Annotated in this window: 16 protein-coding genes; 7 read left to right on the top strand and 9 right to left on the bottom strand. The window is 58.8% G+C overall.

Annotated features, from left to right (window positions below):
* The first annotated feature begins 47 nt into the window (after positions 1-47).
* On the top strand, positions 48-593 hold the full coding sequence (locus tag ABIE02_RS15240) for a PadR family transcriptional regulator (protein WP_336994969.1): 546 nt from the start codon (positions 48-50) through the stop codon (positions 591-593).
* Here ABIE02_RS15240 and ABIE02_RS15245 read toward each other — a convergent pair.
* Positions 590-2,149: a methyl-accepting chemotaxis protein gene (locus ABIE02_RS15245; protein WP_032614275.1), complete on the bottom strand. Its 1,560-nt coding sequence runs from the start codon at positions 2,147-2,149 to the stop codon at positions 590-592. The genes ABIE02_RS15240 and ABIE02_RS15245 overlap by 4 nt on opposite strands.
* 337 nt (positions 2,150-2,486) lie before the next feature.
* Positions 2,487-4,007: a methyl-accepting chemotaxis protein gene (locus ABIE02_RS15250; RefSeq protein ID WP_103792811.1), complete on the bottom strand. Its 1,521-nt coding sequence runs from the start codon at positions 4,005-4,007 to the stop codon at positions 2,487-2,489.
* Between the two features lie 430 nt (positions 4,008-4,437).
* On the opposite strand from ABIE02_RS15250, the gene ygjG reads away from it, so the two are divergent.
* Positions 4,438-5,817 carry a putrescine aminotransferase gene (gene ygjG, locus ABIE02_RS15255; RefSeq protein WP_186371766.1) on the top strand — a complete coding sequence of 460 codons (1,380 nt, stop codon included), beginning with the start codon at positions 4,438-4,440 and terminating at the stop codon, positions 5,815-5,817.
* Between the two features lie 89 nt (positions 5,818-5,906).
* On the opposite strand, the gene lsrG is transcribed toward ygjG, so the two are convergent.
* From lsrG to lsrA, 6 genes are read right to left on the bottom strand one after another with little or no spacing between them, the layout of a single operon-like run.
* Positions 5,907-6,200 carry a (4S)-4-hydroxy-5-phosphonooxypentane-2,3-dione isomerase gene (gene lsrG / locus ABIE02_RS15260; protein ID WP_032614283.1) on the bottom strand — a complete coding sequence of 98 codons (294 nt, stop codon included), beginning with the start codon at positions 6,198-6,200 and terminating at the stop codon, positions 5,907-5,909.
* The gene (gene lsrF / locus ABIE02_RS15265; protein WP_032614286.1) at positions 6,197-7,084 is read right to left on the bottom strand and encodes a 3-hydroxy-5-phosphonooxypentane-2,4-dione thiolase; all 888 of its coding nucleotides are present in this window, start codon (positions 7,082-7,084) and stop codon (positions 6,197-6,199) included. The genes lsrG and lsrF overlap by 4 nt, the downstream gene beginning before the upstream one ends.
* An 11-nt stretch (positions 7,085-7,095) precedes the next feature.
* Entirely contained in the window at positions 7,096-8,097 is a 1,002-nt protein-coding gene (lsrB, locus tag ABIE02_RS15270) for an autoinducer 2 ABC transporter substrate-binding protein LsrB (RefSeq protein ID WP_059307137.1), read from the bottom strand.
* Positions 8,094-9,077, bottom strand: a complete 984-nt coding sequence (gene lsrD, locus ABIE02_RS15275) for an autoinducer 2 ABC transporter permease LsrD (RefSeq protein WP_077226332.1) — start codon at positions 9,075-9,077, stop codon at positions 8,094-8,096. The genes lsrB and lsrD overlap by 4 nt, the downstream gene beginning before the upstream one ends.
* Positions 9,078-10,109: an autoinducer 2 ABC transporter permease LsrC gene (lsrC, locus tag ABIE02_RS15280; RefSeq protein WP_077226331.1), complete on the bottom strand. Its 1,032-nt coding sequence runs from the start codon at positions 10,107-10,109 to the stop codon at positions 9,078-9,080. It lies immediately after the preceding gene.
* Entirely contained in the window at positions 10,106-11,593 is a 1,488-nt protein-coding gene (gene lsrA / locus ABIE02_RS15285; RefSeq protein WP_336994968.1) for an autoinducer 2 ABC transporter ATP-binding protein LsrA, read from the bottom strand. Before lsrA ends, lsrC begins: the two co-directional genes overlap by 4 nt.
* Positions 11,594-11,807: 214 nt before the next feature.
* Between lsrA and lsrR the strand changes: the two genes are divergently transcribed.
* The 3 genes from lsrR (at position 11,808) to ABIE02_RS15300 (ending at position 17,076) form a co-directional block, all read left to right on the top strand.
* Positions 11,808-12,779, top strand: coding sequence for a transcriptional regulator LsrR (gene lsrR, locus ABIE02_RS15290; RefSeq protein WP_032614299.1), 972 nt, complete (start codon positions 11,808-11,810; stop codon positions 12,777-12,779).
* A 32-nt stretch (positions 12,780-12,811) separates the two neighbouring features.
* Positions 12,812-14,395, top strand: coding sequence for an autoinducer-2 kinase (lsrK, locus tag ABIE02_RS15295; protein ID WP_336994967.1), 1,584 nt, complete (start codon positions 12,812-12,814; stop codon positions 14,393-14,395).
* 659 nt (positions 14,396-15,054) lie between these two features.
* Positions 15,055-17,076: an NADPH-dependent 2,4-dienoyl-CoA reductase gene (locus tag ABIE02_RS15300; protein ID WP_204231515.1), complete on the top strand. Its 2,022-nt coding sequence runs from the start codon at positions 15,055-15,057 to the stop codon at positions 17,074-17,076.
* Positions 17,077-17,310: 234 nt separating this feature from the next.
* Here ABIE02_RS15300 and rlmG read toward each other — a convergent pair whose 3' ends face one another.
* On the bottom strand, positions 17,311-18,447 hold the full coding sequence (gene rlmG / locus ABIE02_RS15305) for a 23S rRNA (guanine(1835)-N(2))-methyltransferase RlmG (protein WP_144838469.1): 1,137 nt from the start codon (positions 18,445-18,447) through the stop codon (positions 17,311-17,313).
* A 210-nt stretch (positions 18,448-18,657) separates the two neighbouring features.
* Between rlmG and ABIE02_RS15310 the strand changes: the two genes are divergently transcribed.
* Together ABIE02_RS15310 and ABIE02_RS15315 are read left to right on the top strand one after the other, a co-directional pair.
* The gene (locus ABIE02_RS15310; protein WP_032614308.1) at positions 18,658-19,146 is read left to right on the top strand and encodes a YgjP-like metallopeptidase domain-containing protein; all 489 of its coding nucleotides are present in this window, start codon (positions 18,658-18,660) and stop codon (positions 19,144-19,146) included.
* Between the two features lie 70 nt (positions 19,147-19,216).
* Entirely contained in the window at positions 19,217-20,215 is a 999-nt protein-coding gene (locus ABIE02_RS15315; protein ID WP_077226326.1) for a Gfo/Idh/MocA family protein, read from the top strand.
* Positions 20,216-20,453 lie beyond the last annotated feature (238 nt).

The raw sequence follows: 20,453 nt of genomic DNA on the forward strand, positions 1-20,453 counted from the left end.
CGAATTTTAGATATAAATTAGATATATCAAAAATACGGAGAAAGACGATGCGACACTCTCATGGCAGCGACAACCATCATCACGCGCACCGCGGACGGGGCGGCGAACACCATCATGGCGGCGGACGCCGTCAGCGTTTCTTTGGTCACGGCGAATTACGGCTGGTGATCCTCGATATCCTGACCCGCAACGCCAGCCACGGTTACGAGCTGATAAAGGCGATCGAGACCCTGACTCAGGGCAACTACACCCCCAGTCCGGGCGTGATCTATCCGACGCTCGATTTTTTGCAGGATCAGCAATTCATCACCCTCGCGGAAGAGGAGAACGGCCGTAAAAAGATTGAGATAACCCTTGCCGGGCAGCAGTGGCTGGATGAAAACCTGGAGCATCTGGAGCACATTCAGGAGCGCGTCAAAGCGCGCTGCGTGGGGTTCCAGCTGCGTAAAAACCCGCAGATGAAGCGGGCGCTGGATAACTTCAAGGCCGTGCTGGATTTGAAGGTGAATCAGGAAGAGACCAGCGACGCGCAGATCAAACAGATTATCGGCGTGATCGACCGCGCGGCGCTGGAAATATCCCAGATGGATTAAGCGGTGGCTTCTGCGCGAACGCGGAACACTTTCACCAGATCTTTCAGGTTCAGCGCCTGTTCATTCAGGGATGAGGCCGCCGCAACAGACTCTTCCACCAGGGCGGAGTTCTGTTGGGTGGTGGCGTCAATCAGGCCAATCGCACTGTTGATCTGCGAGATGCCTTCCGTCTGTTCATGGCTTGCCTGGCGGATCTCCCGCAGGATGACATCCATCTCCTCGACGTTACCCACCATGCCATTAATCAGTCCGCTGGCTTTTTCCACCAGCGCCATCCCGTCCTGGGTCTGGCTGGTGGAGCTTTCAATCAGCTGGCGGATTTCACTGGCAGAGGTGGCGCTCTTCTGGGCCAGCTGGCGAACTTCACCGGCCACGACCGCAAAACCACGACCATGTTCACCCGCACGAGCCGCCTCTACCGCCGCATTCAGCGCCAGAATATTGGTCTGGAAGGCAATGGAGTCGATCAGGTTGATGATGTCGGACATCCGGTTGGAGGTTTCGTTAATCAGGCGCATTTTGCTGGTCACCTGCTTCATCATCTCGCCGTTATTTTTAACCACTTTGGCCGCATCCGCAGAGAGGCTGGTGGCTTCACCGGTGTGCGAGGCGGTATTTTTCACCGTCGCGGTGATCTGCTCCATCGACGCTGCTGTCTGTTCCACGGAGCTGGCCTGCTCTTCCGTTCGTGCAGCCAGATCCTGGTTACCCGCCACAATCTGCGCCGCCGCGGTTGAGATATTTTCCGAGCCGAACTGCACCTGCTGCACAATCTCCAGCAGACGGTTTTTCATCTCCATCAGCGCAGTGAGCAGCTGACCGGTTTCGTCTTTACCGTGTGACGCGATGCTGCCGGTGAGATCGCCATCAGCAATGGACTGGGCAATATTGACCGCCTGGCCCAGCGGACGGGTAATCGAGCGCACGATAAACCACCCCATCAGGCTGCCTACCGCCACGCTGAACAGGGTGATCAGGATCAGCAGCAGGCGGTTGCTTCTGAAATCGCCGTTCACCTCCACGCCTGCGCGCTGCATCTCTTTGTCCTGAATGGCAATCAGCTCCTGCACTTTTGCCTTGTAGGCCTGCTGCAGGCTGAGGGTGTTGGTCATCATCTCCTGAATCGCCCCCGCCCGATCGTTGTTCTGCACCGCCTGCAGGATGCGATAGCGGGAATCGAGATATTGCTGGCGTACCCCGCTGATATCGGACAATACCTGCTGGGACGCTTTATCCTGCAAGGCCTTGTTCAGATCGCCGAGGATCAGGGTGATACGCTCGCTGATCGTCTTCAGCTTCTGCTCTGACTGCTCCCGGTACTTGCCCTGGTCATCCAGCAACATGAGCTGTTGGGTGCCAATAAATTCCTGGAAGTTTTCAATTAACTGGTTCGCTTTTACCGTTGTTGGATAATCGCTGGTGATAATGGATTGCATCCCGTTATTCGCCCGGTTAAGGCTCAACAGAGATAAACTCGCGCTTATCCCCATCAGGACAATAAAGAACCCAAACGCCAGAAATAATTTCGTGCCGATCTTTACGTCATGCAAGAACATATTTACTCCATCGATGTGATTATTTCTCAGACGATCAGCGTTATCGGTAACTTTAGGGCTAACTTTATGAGTTTGATCGCTTTTTTCTTTCGTGAAAGAAACTATGGATAGGCGCAGACTATTAATTTCTGCTCATCGATCGTTATGTAACCCTCTGAAGCGGTATTTTTGACGGCTCATTGGGGAAAACTAACGCAGGCGGGGATAATTACCTGATCTGTTTTTTTAATTATTTAATATTAAATTAACACTCAGCCATATAAATAATTACAAATTAACAAATAAAAAAGCCGCTCACTCCGGCGGGAGCAAACGGCTTTTCTGGAACGTTACTGACTCAGTGAAGCACGGTGACGGCATCTTCCAGACGTTTCGCCCGGTGTTTCACCATCGCAGAGACCTGGGCGCTCGTTTCGACCAGCGCTGCGTTTTTCTGGGTAATAGAGTCCAGCTCGGCCACGGCACGGGTCAGCTCCGACAGCCCGGAGGCCTGCTCCGACGTCGAGTGGCTGATCTCGGCGATCAGCCGGGTGACGTTCTGTACCTTCTCCACGATATCGTCCATTGTGCGTCCGGCGGCATGCACCTGCTCGGAACCCGACATCACTTTGCTGGCGCTGGCGTCGATGAGCTTGCGGATATCGTTGGCGGCACTGGCGCTGCGGCTGGCCAGATGGCGCACTTCCCCGGCGACCACGGCAAAGCCTTTCCCCTGCTCGCCCGCTCTGGCCGCTTCCACGGCCGCATTCAGCGCCAGGATGTTAGTCTGGAAAGCGATGTCGTTAATCAGCTTGGTGATAGAGCCGATACGCTGGGTGCTGTCGGCAATTTCGTCCATGGTGTTCACCACGGTTTGCATCGCGTGCCCGCCCTGGGTGGCCGCATCGCTGGCGGCAATGGAGAGCTTATCGGCATCGACGGCGGTACGGGTGTTGTTCTGCACCGTCATTGCCAGCTGATTCATCGTCTCAACGGTCTGCTTCACGTTCGATACCGTCTGGTGGGTACGATCGTTAAGGTCATCATTCCCCTTCGCCAGCTGGTCGCTGCCGTCACGCACATTAATGACCTGGCTGGAGACATCATTGATTAGCCAGCGGCACATTAGCCCGAGTTGCCCGACGGCGCGCAGGGTCAGCCCCAGCTCGTCGCTGCGGTTAAGATGTTCAACGCTATTACGCTCGCCGGTCGCCACCTTCAGCGCCTGACGGGCGACGTTTTCGACCGGACGCACAATCTGTTGCTCAAACAGCAGGGTTCCCAGCAGCATGACTAACGCGCTGACGCCCAGCGCCGCCCAGCTCGCACCGGTGGCGAACAGCGCGCCCGCCAGCACCAGGAAGAGCGCGGCCATCACGCTACGTACCCGCCAGCGCAGCGGCATCGCGGGCAGCTTGCCGGTCCAGCCTTTCGCCACTACCAGCCCTTTATGCACCCGTTTTTTGCTGCGCCCTTCGTTGAGTGCCTTATAAAGAGGTTCGGCTGCGGCAATCTCGTCCGGGGTGGCTTTCACGCGGATGGACATATAGCCGGTGGTCTGGCCGTTGCGTACCATCGGCACCGCGTTCGCGCGCACCCAGTAGTGGTCGCCATTTTTCCGCAGGTTTTTCACGATCCCGCTCCAGGGTTCGCCCTGTTGCAGGGTGTACCACATGTCGGCGAAAGCGGCTTTTGGCATGTCAGGGTGGCGAACGAGGTTATGCGGCTGACCCACCAGTTCATCCAGGGAGTAACCACTTACTTGGACAAAGGTGTCATTGGCCTGGGTAATGTAGCTGTGCAGATCGGTGGTGGACATGAGCGTGGTGTCATCTTTCAGCGGGTACTCACACTGTGTGACAAATTGTTGAGGCGACATAGGCATCCCTTGCAGGTTACTTGAATGTTATTTTTTTGACTTAACGTTTTTTCGGCGTTAATGGTTTTATCTTTAGTTGTTAAACATGCCTCAGATCGCAAAACGCAACTAAACCGCATTTTTTGTGTGTTTTCCTAATGTATTGATATTAAATGGTTTCGCTGTGAAACTACTCCCAAAGGAGGATCGCCCGCTCCGCCTGCTTAACGTCCTTTCGCACTAAAACAGGGCGAATGCACTGCAAAAGCGCATTCTGATATGACAAAGCTCCATCGCGTTATCGCAGAAACCCCGTTTCGCATGATTAAATATTGTGTAACATTATTTTAACCTGGCGTTTATCCCGATTTTTGCCCCCTCACCGGATGTGGCGCAAAGCCTGCAATACTTAATCCAGTATCATGTGATACGCCATTCCCGGGAGCACATCTTGAACAGGTTACCCTCCAGCGCATCGGCTCTTGCCTGTACCGCGCACGCACTGAATCTCATTGAGAAGCGAACGCTTGATCATGAGGAGATGAAACAACTTAACCGCGAGGTGATTGATTACTTCAAAGAACATGTGAATCCCGGGTTTTTGGAATACAGAAAATCTGTAACAGCAGGCGGGGATTACGGAGCCGTAGAGTGGCAGGCGGGAAGTCTTAATACGCTTGTCGACACTCAGGGACAAGAGTTTGTAGATTGCCTGGGTGGATTTGGTATTTTCAACGTGGGGCACCGTAATCCAGTAGTGGTTTCCGCCGTACAAAATCAGCTTGCAAAACAACCCCTTCATAGCCAGGAACTGCTGGATCCCCTGCGGGCGATGCTGGCAAAAACGCTGGCGGCACTGACGCCGGGTAAACTCAAATACAGTTTCTTCTGTAACAGCGGCACGGAATCGGTGGAAGCGGCGATCAAACTCGCCAAAGCCTACCAGTCGCCGCGCGGGAAATTCACGTTTATTGCCACCAGCGGCGCCTTCCACGGCAAGTCGTTAGGTGCGCTCTCTGCAACGGCAAAATCTGCCTTCCGTAAACCCTTTATGCCGCTGCTGCCGGGCTTCCGTCACGTGCCGTTCGGCGACATCAACGCCATGCGCTCTGCGCTTTCTGAATGCCGTAAAACCGGCGACGACGTGGCGGCGGTGATCCTCGAGCCTATCCAGGGCGAAGGTGGGGTGATCCTGCCACCAGCGGGCTACCTGCCTGCGGTGCGTCAGCTGTGCGATGAGTTTGGCGCGCTGCTGATCCTGGATGAAGTACAGACCGGCATGGGGCGTACCGGCAAGATGTTTGCCTGCGAGCACGAGAACGTGCAACCGGACATCCTCTGTCTGGCCAAAGCGCTGGGCGGCGGCGTAATGCCAATCGGCGCCACGGTCGCCACCGAAGAGGTGTTCTCGGTGCTGTTCGACAATCCTTTCCTGCACACCACCACCTTTGGCGGCAACCCGCTGGCCTGCGCCGCGGCGCTGGCAACCATTAACGTGCTGCTGGAGGAGAACCTGCCCGCCCAGGCGGAGCAGAAAGGCGACATGCTGCTGGATGGCTTCCGCCAGCTGGGACGTGAATACCCGGATCTGGTGCAGGACGCGCGCGGCAAAGGGATGCTGATGGCGATTGAGTTTGTCGATAACGAAACCGGCTACAGCTTCGCGAGTGAGATGTTCCGCCAGCGAGTCCTGGTGGCAGGCACACTCAACAACTCGAAGACCATTCGCATTGAACCGCCGCTGACGCTGACCATTGAGCAGTGTGAGATGGTGCTGAAAGCGGCCCGTCAGGCGCTGGCTGCGTTGCGGGTGAGTGTGGCTGAAGCATAAAAGACGCCGGGCGGCGCTGCGCTTGCCCGGCCTACGTGATCCAAAAGGGTCTGTAGGTCCGGTAAGCGCAGCGCCACCGTGCGTCGTCCCTACTCCGGCATCAATCCGACAAAACAGCGTTTTTTACGCGGCTCCGACATCAGATCTTCAAGCTTCTCCACGCACGCCTTGTAATGCGGGGTCTGCTTATGCGCCAGCACCGCCTCTTCATCTTTGTAAGCTTCGTAGATAAAGAACCGGGTTTTCACCCGCGGATCCTGAAGCACGTCGAAACGCAGGTTGCCCGGCTCCCGGATCGCCCCTTCATGGTTGGCACGAAACACCTCCAGGAACTCGTCCACCCGATCCGGTTTAATGTTGATCTCCACTAACGTCACGTTCATTGTGTTTCTCCCTGTTTTTCCTCCTGCCAGAACTGATACGCCTCGCGGGCGCTCATCTTCTCGTGTACCACCTTCTTCACCGCCTTAAGCATCGCCAGCGGGGCACTGGACTGGAAGATATTGCGCCCCATGTCCACGCCTGACGCCCCCTGGTCGATGGCGCGGAAACACATCTCCAGCGCCTCGTGTTCCGGCAGTTTTTTGCCCCCGGCGATAACAATCGGCACCGGACAGCTGGCAGTCACTTTCTCGAAGCCCTCTTCCACAAAATAGGTTTTGACGAACTGCGCCCCCATTTCGGCGGCGATGCGGCTGGCAAGCGAAAAGTAGCGCGCATCCCGGGCCATCTCTTTACCGACCCCGGTCACCGCCAGGGTTGGGATGCCGTAGCGGTTGCCCGCATCCACCAGCTTGATGATGTTGTTGATCGACTGGTGCTCATATTCGCTGCCGATATAGACCTGCGCCGCCACCGCGCAGACGTTCAGGCGCAGGGCATCCTCCATCGCCACCGCCACGCACTCGTTGGAAAGCTCCCCGAGCATCGAGTTGCCACCCGAGGCGCGCAGCACCACCGGCTTGTTGGTCGCGGGCGGCACGGTGCTGCGCAGAATGCCGCGGGTACACATCAGCACGTCGGTTTCGGCAAACAGCGGCGCAATGGAGAGATCGATACGTTCCAGCCCGGTGGTCGGCCCCTGAAAGTAGCCATGATCGAAAGCCAGCATGACCGTGCGATTGCTGGCGGGGTTGAAGATGCGCGCCAGCCGCGACTGCATCCCCCAGTCCAGCGCCCCACAGCCCTTCAGCGTAAAGGGCACATTCTGCTGCGGTCGGTCGAGGCCAAAGTTCTTACCCTCTTTGATGTCGTCTAAATCAGCCATGTTCCCCCCTGTCAGAAATCGTAGTTATTGATGTTCTCTTTGGTGAACACCACCCGCTCCGGCAGCAGCACAATGCCATTGCCTTTCGCTTCATACTGATAGCCCTGCACGCTGTTTGGCTCGACCTTCAGGGCACCGATATCTTTGACCTCCACGCTGTCACCCACGTTAAGATCGCCTTTTTTCAGCAAACGATCGGCGACATTGACCGCAATTTTGCCCTGTTGCACCACGTCCCACAGGCCGAAGGCTTTCACCGTGCCGCGCTCTACGTACGGGCGCATCACGTTAGGCGTACTGAAACCAACAATCGCCACCCCTTCGCGCTTCAGGTTCTCGGCGGCCTGGGCTGCCGCTGGCAGGGCGTTGGCGTCCGGGGCGATGATCGCATCCAGATCCGGGTAGGCTTTTAAGATCCCTTCGGCGGTCTGCAAGGATTTGGTGGCATCGTTATAGCCAAACTGGGTGGTGACGATCTGCCACTGAGGATGATCTTTGGCGATTTTGGCTTTCGCCTCTTTCACCCACTGGTTCTGGTCGGTCACGGTCGGGCTGGAGTAGAAGAACGCCACTTTGGCGGCCGGTTTGGTCACCTGCTTCGAGGCCATATCCACCAGCAGGCCGCCAAGCTGTTCCGGGGTGCCCTGGTTGATGTAGATGCTGCGGCACTCTGGTTTGGTGTCGGAGTCCCAGGTCAGCACTTTGACCCCGCGCTGCATGGCGCGTTTCAGGGCCGGACAGAGGCCGTCGGGGGAGACCGCTGAAACAATAATGGCGTTATAGCCCTGGTTGACGAAGTTATTGATCAGTTGCACCTGCCCGGAGACGCTCGGCTCGGTCGGGCCATCGTAGGTGACATCGGTTCCCAGCTCTTTACCCGCCTCTTTCGCGCCGTTACCGCCGCTGGTAAAGAAGCCGACCCCCACCAGTTTCGGGATAAACGCGATGCGATCCGCCGCCTGCGCCGTCGCCACGCTTAACGCCACGGCCAGCACTATCAGTTTTATTTTCATCTTACGCTCCGGGTATTTTTTGTGAGAAGAGAACGCACCCATTCACGGTGCAAACTCAGCGAACGCCCCATGACCACCACAACCAGCAGCGCCCCTGACAGCGCGCTCGACACCTGGTTGGGAATGCCGACCATCTGTAACCCCTGCTGTAAGTACCCCACCAGCAACGCCGCCAGCGCCGTACCCACAACCGAACCTGAACCGCCGTAGATATTCGCCCCGCCGAGCACCGCGGCGGTAAGCGCGGGCATCAGCAGATCGCGCCCTAAATCAGAACGCGCCGAGCCGAAATAGGAGACCATCACCAGGGCGGCAATCGCCGAGGCCACGCCCACCAGGCCATACAGCGCATAGGGCATGCCGTTGACCGATAACGCGGCATAGCGTGCCGCGCGCGGGTTTTGTCCAATCAGAAACAGGTGGCGGCCAAAGCGCCCGCGGTGGACGATCAGCCAGAAGAAGAAGGTGATCACCGCGAACAGCACCAGGGGGATCGGCAGCCCCAGCAGCGTCAGATTGGCAAAGGCGGTGAAGCTCTCCGGGAAGCCGCCAATCCCTTCGTAGCCGGTTGCTCCAGCCATTCCCGAGAGCAGCAGCGCCCCGCCACCGTACAGGTACAGCGTGCCGAGGGTGATCACCAGCGGGCTGATGCCGGTGTAGTGGATCAGCGCCGCGTTGAACAGGCCGCACAGCAGCCCGAGCAGCAGTGTGAGCGGGATCGCCGCCGCCATCGGCACGCCGGACTGCATCATCACCCCCAGCGCGATGGCGCACAGACCGATGGTGGAGCCGAGCGAGATGTCGATCCCGCCGCTGATGATCACCAGCGTCAGCGGCAGTGCCACAATGCCGATGCAGATAAAGTCGCTGGTGCTGAACAGCAGCATATTGATGTCGAGCATCCGCGGATTGAGGGTGCCAAACAGCAGGATCTCCAGCACCAGTAACAGCAGCAGCGCCCACTCCCAGTTAAGCTTCATCTACGCCACCTCTTTGTTGCGTTTGCGAAACGGGGTGACGTGCTTCCCCCCTTTGTTGCCCGGCTGAAAGCGGCTGTACTTCAGCGCCCGCTGATGACGCGCCAGCGCCTGGCGCAACCGTCCGTCGAGCACCAGCACCCCCAGCAGCACTAATCCGGCGATAAAGTCGTTCCACCAGGCCGGGAGGCGGAACAGCACCAGCACGGTGTCGATTTGGGTCAGGAAGAAAGCGCCCAGCAGCGCGCCGATTAACGTGCCCGTACCGCCGAGCAAAGAGATGCCCCCGAGCACGCAGGCGGCGATGGCCTTCATCTCCAGCCCGCTGCCGGTCTGGTTGGGCACAAAGCCAATCTGCGCGGCAAACACAATCCCGGCGCAGGCCGCCAGCACGCCGTTGAGGGTAAAGGCCGCCATTCGGGTACGGTTGACCGCCACGCCTAACTGGCGGGCCGCAGCGAGGTTATCCCCGACGGCGTAAAAATCGCGGCCAAAGGCGGTGCGCGACAGGGTCCACGCGCCGAGAGCGGCAATGACCAGTACCACAATGCCGAGCGGCGATATACCAAGCGCGACCGGCTCCGACAGAGATTTCAGGCTCGACGGCAGCCCTTCTATCCACTTCCCGCCCGTCCACAACAGCATCGCCCCACGCCATAGCCCCAGCGTGCCGAGGGTGGCGACAATCGCCGGAATGCGCAGCCCCACCACCAGCAGGCCGTTGAAGGCACCCGCCACCGCCCCGATAGCCAGCGCAAACAAAATGGCCACCGGCAGGCCGTAGCCATTATTTAGCGCCACTCCGACGGCTATGGCGCACAGCCCAACGATGGAGCCGACCGACACGTCGATGTTACGGGTCAGCATCACCAGCCCGGCCCCGAGCGCCAGCAGGATCAGGATTTGCGCGCTGGCAAAGATCATCCCCAGCGTCTGCAAACTGAGATAGGCCGGGTTAAGGGCCACCAGCACCACAAACAGGGCCAGGATCGCCAGCAATGCACTCAGTTCGCGGTTTTTGAGCAGTGTTTTCATGCCTGTCCTCCGAAGGCCAGGGCCATCATCCGGTCAAGAGTGACGGCGTGGCGCGGCAGTTCTCCGCTGAGCACCCCCTGATGCATGACCAGCACCCGATCCGCCAGACCCGGGAACTCATCCATGTCGCTGGAGATCATCAGCACCGCCACGTTTTGCGCCGCCACGCTTTTGATGAGCTGGTAGATATCCGCCCGGGCCGAGACATCCACCCCGCGGGTCGGTTCATCGACGATCAGCAGCAGCGGATTGGCCTCCAGACAGCGCGCCAGCAGCACCTTCTGCTGATTGCCGCCCGACAAGGTGCGTACCGTCTGATCCGGGCCGTTGAGTTTGATCCCCAGCGCGCGATGATAACGCTCCACGACTGCGGCCTCGCGTTTACGCTGCTGCCAGAGCGAGGGTTCGTTCAGCGCCACCGTATTCCAGCGTACCGGCGCATCAAGGAACAGGCCGGACACCTGCCTGTCCTCCGGCAGATAGACCAGCCCTTTCTCCAGCCGGGTGCTGACCGGATCGTTGTCGATCTGCTGGTTTTCGAGCCAGATCTTCCCTCCGCGCGTCGGGCGCAGGCCGTACAGCGTTTCGGCAAACTCGGTGCGCCCGGATCCCACCAGCCCGGCCAGGCCGACGATCTCCCCGGCGTAGATCTCAAGGCTGAGATCGATAAACCCTTCTCCGGTGAGGCTCTCCACCCGCAACACCGGGAAATCCTGGGCCTGGGTGCGGCGATTGCCCGGCAGCGCCAGCCACAATTTTTGCGTATCGCTCAGGCCCTGATCGCGGCTGACCGGGGTCATCGCGGCGATCAGCGCGTTGTCATCAAACTGCGCGGTTTCGCCACTCAGCACGATGGCCCCGTCGCGCATCACCGAGACGTGGCTGGCGAGCTGGCGGATTTCTGGCAGTTTGTGGGAGATAAAGACGATGCCAACTCCCGTGGCCTGTAAGGCGCGGATCTGGCGAAACAGGCGCTCCGTTTCACCCGGGGTCAGCGAGGCGGTCGGTTCATCGAGGATCAGGATTTTCGCCTCGCGCATCAGCCCGCGCAGAATCTCCACCATCTGCTGATCCGCCACCTCCAGCGTGCTGGCAGCGGCCTCTAAATTGAGCTGGCACTGGAGCTGTTCCAGCTTATCGGCAAGGCGCTGGCCGGTGGCCTGCCCGCGTGGTAAACGGAAGAGAATGTTTTCCCTTACGCTGAGATTCGGAAACAGCATCGGCTCCTGCGGCACCAGATAGATGCCCAGCTGGTGCGCCTGCCCCGGCTTGAGGCGAGCAAAAGGCTGCCCGGCGATAGCAAGTTCACCGCCGTCGGGGGTTTCGACGCCGGCGACGATCTTCATCAGGGTCGATTTCCCCGCGCCGTTGCCGCCCATCAGGGCATGCACCTGTCCTGCAAGCAGAGTGAAATCAATGTTTTTCAATACAGGAACGCCGGAAAACTGTTTCTGGATCCCGCGCGCCTCGATAAGTGCTGTCATTATCGCTCCGCTATTGAACAAATGATTTTTGAAATTAATAATGTTCAAAAGCGTAGACGGTGAACTATATTTACAACCGTGCAGGGATCACAGTTTTACGGATGGGATCCCGATAATGCTGAAACATTCCTGAATATCCGTTTTGCCGCGTGGCTCACAGATTCAACCTGCGGCGAGGCGAACATATGATCTAAATTTTGATAAGAGTTCAAATATGGGCGAGAAACGCGTTGCCGAAGAGGGACGATTTGCCGGACTGGCACTGACGGAAGAGGAACTGGTCGCGCGCGTGGCGTGGTGCTACTACCACGACGGCCTGACGCAGAACGATATCGGCGAACGGCTGGGATTACCGCGGCTCAAGATTTCCCGGCTGCTGGAAAAGGGCCGACAGTCCGGGGTGATCCGCGTGCAGATCAACTCCCGCTACGAAGGCTGTCTGGCGCTGGAGACCGAGCTTCAGCAGCGCTTCGGCCTGCGGCTTGCCCGCGTGCTGCCAGCCCTGAACACCCCGCCGATGAGCGTGCGCTTAGGCATTGGCGCCGCGCAGTCGTTAATGGGTGTACTGGAACCCGGTCAGTTGCTGGCGGTGGGATTTGGTGAAACCACCATGAGCTGCATTCAGCACTTAAGCGGTTTTATCAGCTCTCAGCAGGTGCGGCTGGTAACGCTTTCCGGCGGCGTCGGGCCTTACATGACCGGTATTGGCCAGCTGGATGCCGCCTGCAGTATCAGCATGATCCCCGCCCCACTGCGGGTGTCATCGCCGGAAGTGGCTGGCATTTTAAAGCGGGAAACCAGCGTGCGGGATGTGATCCTCGCCGCCACCGCCGCCGACGTGGCCGTGGTCGGGATTGGCGCGGTGAACCAGCGCCGCGACGCCACCATACTGCGATCCGGCTATATCAGCGAAGGGGAACAGCTGATGTTTGCCCGTAAAGGGGCGGTGGGCGACATCCTGGGTTATTTCCTCAATGCCGACGGTGAGCGGATAGACGAGCTGGAGATCCACCGGGAATTACTGGGCGTCACCCTCGATGAACTGGCGCAACTGCCCGTCATTGTTGGCGTCGCCGGAGGAGAAGAGAAAGCCGATGCGATTTATGCCGCACTGAACGGTCGCCGTATCAATGGCCTGGTGACGGAAGAGACGACAGCCCGCGCGGTGCTGGCTCTGGCGAAATAAGAGCCGCCCTGCGCCTGACACGAGGCAAGCTCATGAGTTACCTTTTAGCGTTAGATGCAGGGACAGGCAGCGTTCGCGCCGTGATTTTCGACTTATCCGGCAACCAGATTGCCGTCGGCCAGGCGGAGTGGAAACACCTGAGCGTGGAGAACGTCCCCGGCTCGATGGAGTTTGACCTCGACACTAACTGGCGGCTGGCCTGCCAGTGCATTCACCAGGCGCTCGAGCGGGCGCAGCTGAGCGCGGCGGATATCCAGTCTGTCGCCTGCTGCTCAATGCGCGAAGGCATCGTCCTGTATGACCGCAACGGCGAGGCGATCTGGGCCTGCGCCAACGTTGATGCCCGCGCCAGCCGTGAAGTGGCCGAGCTGAAAGAGATCCACAACTTCCGTTTTGAATCCGAAGTGTATGACGTGTCCGGCCAGACCCTGGCCCTGAGCGCCATGCCGCGCCTGCTGTGGCTGGCGCACCATCGCCCGGATATCTACCGCAAAGCGGCAACCATCACCATGATCAGCGACTGGCTGGCGGCGAAACTGTCGGGCGAGCTGGCCGTCGATCCTTCTAATGCTGGCACCACCGGCATGTTAGATCTGTTTTCCCGCGACTGGCGTCCGGCACTGCTGGATATGGCCGGGCTGCGGGCTGACATCCTCTCCCCTGTTAAAGAGACCGGTACTGTGCTGGGGGCCATCACCAAAGCGGCCGCCCAGCAGAGCGGCCTGCGCGAAGGCACGCCCGTCGTGATGGGTGGCGGCGATGTGCAACTCGGTTGCCTCGGACTGGGGGTGGTCCGCGCCGGACAAACCGCGGTGCTGGGCGGGACCTTCTGGCAGCAGGTCGTCAACCTGCCGCTGGTGCGTACCGATCCGCAGATGAACATCCGCGTGAACCCGCACGTTATCCCTGGCATGGCTCAGGCGGAGTCGATCAGCTTCTTCACCGGATTAACGATGCGCTGGTTCCGCGACGCCTTTTGCGCCGAAGAGAAATTGATCGCCGAGCGGATGGGGATGGATACCTATGCGCTGATGGAAGAGATGGCCAGCCGCGTTCCGGCAGGCTCCCACGGCGTTATGCCGATCTTCTCTGACGCGATGCACTTTAAGCAGTGGTATCACGCCGCGCCGTCGTTTATTAACCTCTCCATCGACCCGGAAAAGTGCAATAAAGCCACCCTGTTCCGCGCCCTGGAAGAGAATGCGGCCATCGTCTCGGCGTGCAATCTGGCGCAGATCTCGCAGTTTTCCGGCGTCAATTTTGACAGCCTGGTGTTTGCTGGCGGCGGCGCGAAAGGGGCGCTGTGGAGCCAGATTTTAAGCGACGTCACCGGCCTGCCGGTGCGGGTACCTGAGGTGAAAGAAGCCACGGCGCTGGGATGCGCCATTGCCGCCGGAACCGGTGCCGGGCTGTATGCCGACATGGCCGCGACGGGCGAGAAGCTGGTGAAGTGGAGCCGGGAGTTCACCCCGAATCCGGCGCACCGGGAGCTGTACGACGGCATGATGCAGAAATGGCAGGCGGTGTATGCCGACCAGCTCGGGCTGGTGGACAGCGGGCTGACCACGTCGATGTGGCAGGCACCGGGGCTGGTGCGGGCATCCCCCTCACCCTAACCCTCTCCCCACAGGGGAGAGGGAACTGTTCCCTGCGGTCTGTTCCTCCTCGCCGCTTTAGGGAGAGGGAGGTGCTCGGTGCGGTCTTTCCCCCTCACCCTAACCCTCTCCCCATAGGGGAGAGGGAACTGTCCCCTGCGGCCTTTTCCTCCTCGCCTCTTTAGGGAGAGGGAGCTGCCTGGGGCGGTCTTTCCCCCTTACCCTAACCCTCTCCCCATAGGGGAGAGGGAACTGTCCCCTGCGGTCTTTTCCTCCTCGCCTCTTTAGGGAGAGGGAACTGCTCGGTGCGGTCTTTCCCCCCTCACCCTAACCCTCTCCCCATAGGGGAGAGGGAACTGTCCCCTGCGGTTTTTCCCCCCTCGCCCCTTTGAGGTGAGGGAACTGCTCGATGCGGTCTTTTCCCCCTCACCCTAACCCTCTCCCCATAGGGGAGAAGGAACCGTCCCCTGCGGTCTTTTCCTCCTCGCCCCTTTGAGGTGAGAGAACTGCTCGGTGCGGTCTTTTCCCCCCTCGCCCCTTTGGGGAGAGGGCTGGGGTGAGGGGCAAAGTTCTTTGAGATCTATCACAATCATTCGATCCCGCTTTTACCTTTCTGCTGCTGCTGGCTAAATTAGTAACTCATCCGACCACATAACAATAAATTAACACTGGAAGAGACTATGAGCCGCTACCCGTCGCTATTCGCCCCCCTCGATCTGGGGTTTACCACGCTCAAAAACCGCGTGCTGATGGGCTCGATGCATACCGGGCTGGAGGAGCGCCCGGACGGCCCTGAGCGCCTGGCGGCGTTTTATGCTGAACGCGCGCGCCACGGCGTAGCGCTGATCGTCACTGGCGGCGTAGCCCCTGCCTCCTCCGGCGTGACGATGGAGGGCGGCGCGATGCTGAACGATGTGGCACAGCTGCCGCACCACCGGATCGTGACTGACGCGGTACACAACGAGGGCGGCAAAATCGCCCTGCAAATTCTGCATACCGGGCGCTACAGCTACCAGCCAAACCTGGTGGCCCCGTCGGCAATTCAGGCCCCCATCAACCGCTTTACCCCCCACGCCCTCACCCATGATGAAATCCTCGCCCTGATTGATGACTTTGCCCGCTGCGCTGCGCTGGCGCGTGAAGCCGGTTACGACGGCGTGGAGGTGATGGGGTCTGAAGGCTATCTGATTAACGAATTTCTCGCCGCGCGCACTAACCAGCGCGAGGACGAATGGGGCGGCGACTATGCCCGCCGGATGCGCTTTGCGGTAGAAGTGGTGCGTGCGGTGCGTGAACGCGTCGGCAGCGATTTTATTATTGTCTATCGTCTGTCGATGCTCGACCTGGTGGAAGGCGGCGGCACCTTCGAGGAGACCGTCCAGCTGGCGCAGGCCATTGAAGCCGCAGGTGCAACCATTATTAACACCGGGATCGGCTGGCACGAGGCGCGGATCCCCACCATCGCCACGCCGGTGCCACGGGCGGCATTCAGCTGGGTGACGCGCAGGCTGAAAGGCAAGGTATCGATCCCGCTGGTGACCACCAACCGCATTAACGATCCCCAGGTAGCAGACGATCTGCTGGCGAAGGGCGATGCCGATATGGTGTCGATGGCGCGGCCATTCCTCGCCGATGCGGAGATCCTCTCCAAAGCGCAAAGCGGTCGCGCGGATGAGATCAACACCTGTATAGGCTGCAACCAGGCCTGTCTGGATCAGATCTTCGTGGGCAAAGTCACCTCTTGTCTCGTCAACCCGCGCGCCTGCCATGAAACGAAAATGCCCGTCACGCCTGCCGTCACCCAAAAACGGCTCGCCGTGGTGGGCGCTGGCCCCGCCGGACTGGCGTTTGCGGTAAATGCCGCCGCCCGCGGGCACAGCGTGACGCTCTTTGATGCCCTGGCTGAGATCGGCGGGCAATTTAATATCGCCAAACAGATCCCCGGCAAAGAGGAGTTCTACGAAACCCTGCGCTACTACCGCCGGATGATTGACCTGACGGGCGTGGATCTTCGGCTGAACCATTTTGTGAAAGCATCGGATCTGATGACGTTCGATGAGGTGATCCTCGCCTCCGGGATCGCCCCGCGTACCCCGGCGATCGACGGCATCGATCATCCTAAGGTGCTGAGCTATCTCGACGTGCTGCGCGATAAAGCGCCGGTAGGTGACAAGGTGGCGATTATCGGCTGTGGCGGCATTGGGTTTGATACCGCCATGTATCTGAGCCAGTCGGGCGAGCCAACCAGCCAGAACATTGCGGAATTCTGCGAGGAGTGGGGTATCGACACCAGCCTGAATCAGGTGGGCGGTTTACGGCCAGAAGGGCCGCAACTGCCGAAAAGCCCGCGCCAGATAGTGATGTTGCAGCGCAAAGCCAGCAAACCGGGCGAAGGTCTGGGGAAAACCACCGGCTGGATCCACCGCGCCACCCTGCTCGCGCGCGGCGTGAAGATGATCCCGGGCGTGAGTTATCAGAAGATCGACGACGAGGGGCTGCATGTGCTGATCGGCGGTGAACCGCAGCTGCTGGCGGTGGATCATGTCATTCTGTGTGCCGGGCAGGAGCCGAAGCGCGATCTGGCTGAGCCGCTGCGCGAGGCGGGCAAGGCGGTGCATCTGATTGGCGGGTGTGATGTGGCGATGGAGCTGGATGCAAGGCGGGCGATTGCCCAGGGGACGACGCTGGCTCTTGAAATTTGATTTTTCCCCTCACCCCGGCCCTCTCCCCAAAGGGGCGAGGGGGAAAAGATAGCCCCGAGCCGTTTCCCCGCCCAGGAAAAAGGCGGCACCGAACGGTTTCCTCTCCCAGGAAAAAGGCCACACCGAACGGTTTCCTCTCCCCAGGAAAAGGCCGCACCGATCAGTCCCCTCTCCCCTCTGGGGAGAGGGTTAGGGTGAGGGGTAAAGGGTGAAGGATGAAGGGTAAAAACAATCTTACCGACGACGCCCCAGCTTCACCGCTTTCAGCACCACGAACTTACTGTTCGTCGCCACGGTGGTGCAGTTGCCGAAAATCTTCTTCAGCTTGTGGAAATAGTCCAGGTGGCGGTTGGCCACGATGTACAGCTCGCCGTTGATCTTCAGGCAGCGGCGCGCGTGGTGGAACATCTCCCAGGCAACGTTATCCGTCAGGGCGTGCTTCTGGTGGAACGGCGGGTTACAGAACACGGCGTTGAAGCGGAATGGCTCCACGCCGGAGAGCGCGTTGTTGATCATGAACTCGCAGCGATCCAGCGCCTCTGGCATGTTCGTTTCTACGTTCAGGCGGCTGGATGCCACCGCCATCGGCGATTCATCGCTAAAGACCACGCTGGCCTCCGGGTTCTTCGCCAGCAATGTCAGACCGATCACCCCGTTACCGCAGCCGAGATCGACGATCTCCCCTTCCAGGTTTTCCGGCAGATGTTCAATGAAGAAACGCGCTCCGATGTCCAGCCCGGTGCGAGAGAAGACGTTCGCGTGGTTGTGGATAGTCCAGTCGGTGCCTTCCAGCTTCCAGCTCAGGGTTTCCGGCGCGTCAGCCAGCTCTGGAGAATTAAACGTACAGTTGATCAGGCGCGCTTTTTTCCACGCCAGAGTGGTGGTGGTTGGCCCCAGCACTTTCTCGAACAGCGCAATCGTCGAGGTGTGGATATCGCGCGCTTTGGCACCGGCAATAATGCGCGTCTCTGGCGTTACTACCTTACGCAGCGCACGCAGTTGCTGCTCCAGCAGCGCCATGGTTTTTGGGATCTTAATCAGCACGACGCCCGGCGCCTGCGGGTATTCCGCGGTGCTGTCGAGGAACTTAACGCTGGATTCAGCGATATCGTTGTGGCGTAAATTCTCGCGCGTTGCCAGCTCGCTCAAATAGGAGTCACCGATGCTGTAGGGCGTATGTTCGGCCAGCGCACAACCCAATGCGCCAAAAGCATCATTCAGGATCAGAACCGGGCCGCTGATTTCAGTGTCATCCAACTGTTGCAGCAGATATTCATCCGCCGCTTCCCACGCCTGAAGCGGGTTAACGTCGTCCGTTTCCGGGAAACGTTTTAAGTCGAGTGAACGGAAACCGTTGTCTAAGTGGCTCATCGGCCCTCCTGAATGGTAAAATTTCGGCGTTATCCCTGAAAAGGGTGCGAGAGTATATACCCAAAATCATTCACGTTGCATTAAAGCAGCAAGTCTGAGGATCCCCGGGCGCTGACACAAGTCAGTGAAAGGGGTGAGCAGACGCAGCCAACACAGAGGCAATGTGAAGGATGAGGGGCATACCTGTTTTCACATTATTTTGGGGCGTTAATGAACCAGCTGACTTATCTCCAGGGCTACCCGGAGCATCTGCTTTCCCAGGTCCGCACCTTGATTGCCGAGCAAAAACTGGGGGCGGTGCTGGAAAAACGCTATCCGGGAACCCACGATTTCGCGACCGATAAAGCCCTCTGGCAGTATACGCAGGATCTGAAAAACCGATATCTGAAGAGCGCGCCCCCGATCAACAAGGTGATGTACGACAACAAAATCCACGTGCTGAAAAACGCGCTGGGTCTGCATACCGCCATCTCCCGCGTGCAGGGCGGCAAACTGAAAGCCAAAGCCGAGATCCGCGTGGCGACCGTGTTCCGCAACGCGCCGGAAGCCTTTTTGCGCATGATTGTGGTTCACGAGCTGGCGCATCTGAAAGAGAAAGAACACGACAAGGCGTTCTACTCCCTGTGCTGTCATATGGAGCCGCAATACCACCAGCTGGAGTTTGATACTCGCCTGTGGCTGACGCATTTATCGCTATAGCGCACAAGTTTTGTCATTATCACGTGCTACAGTGGCAACAGGTTCCCAGCAACGGAGTTCGTGAACGTTTATGATACGTTTCGCAGTCATTGGGACGAACTGGATCACGCGTCAGTTCGTCGATGCCGCCCATGAGACCGGCAAATATAAACTTACCGCAGTCTATTCCCGCAGCCTTGAACAGGCGCAGGCCTTTGCTAACGACTATCTCGTCGAGCATCTGTTTACCTCTCTGGAGGCGATGGCGCAAAGCGATGCCATCGACGCGGTCTATATTGCCAGCCCAAATTCACTGCATTTCCCGCAGACGACGCTGTTCCTCAGCCACAAAAAACATGTGATTTGCGAGAAACCGCTGGCCTCGAATATCGATGAGGTAGAAGCCGCCATTCAGCTGGCGCGGGAAAATCAGGTGGTGCTGTTCGAAGCTTTCAAAACCGCCAGCCTGCCCAATTTCCTGCTGCTGCAACAGTCGCTGCCCAAACTGGGCCGCATGCGCAAAGCCTTTATTAACTACTGCCAGTATTCGTCACGCTATCAGCGTTATCTCGACGGCGAGAATCCGAACACCTTTAATCCGGCCTTCTCTAATGGCTCGATTATGGACATCGGCTTCTACTGCCTGGCCTCGGCGGTCGCGCTGTGGGGCGAGCCGCACCGGGTTCAGGCTACTGCCAGCCTGCTGGAGAGCGGCGTGGATGCCCACGGTCTGGTGGTGCTGGACTACGGGGATTTCAGCGTCACGCTGCAGCACTCCAAGGTGAGCGATTCGGTGCTGCCGAGTGAAATCCAGGGCGAGAACGGCTCGCTGGTGATCGAGAAAATCTCCGAGTGCCAGAAGCTGAGCTACGTGCCGCGCGGCGGTAAAGCCCAGGAGCTGACGCAGCCTCAACATATCAACACTATGCTGTATGAGGCAGAGGTGTTCGCGCGTCTGGTTGAAACCCAGGAAGTGAACCATCCAGGCCTTGCGGTGAGCCGTACCACGGCGAAGCTGCAGACCGAGATCCGTCGTCAGACGGGGGTGGTATTCCCGGCGGATGGCCTGAACGCAGAAGTTACCGCGTAAAGCTGTGTAATGAATCCGTGCAGGCCATTGACGAAATCAATGGCCTGACATATTTTGTTACTTGCAAAGGGGAGTAACTTCCTTGCCGGTGGATCGTCATTACGATGCGTTTAATACCGCATCCGGTCGCCGGGCAACGAAAAAGGAATGCGATTAACGTATTCCTTTCTTGTTGTAAGTGAGACCTTGCCGGAAGGCGAGGTCTATGCATAAAAAACGCAACGGCTATCGTCTTCTG

Origin of the sequence: Leclercia sp. 1548 (assembly GCF_050435045.1) — a bacterium.
Taxonomy (GTDB): Bacteria; Pseudomonadota; Gammaproteobacteria; order Enterobacterales; family Enterobacteriaceae; genus Enterobacter; species Enterobacter adecarboxylatus.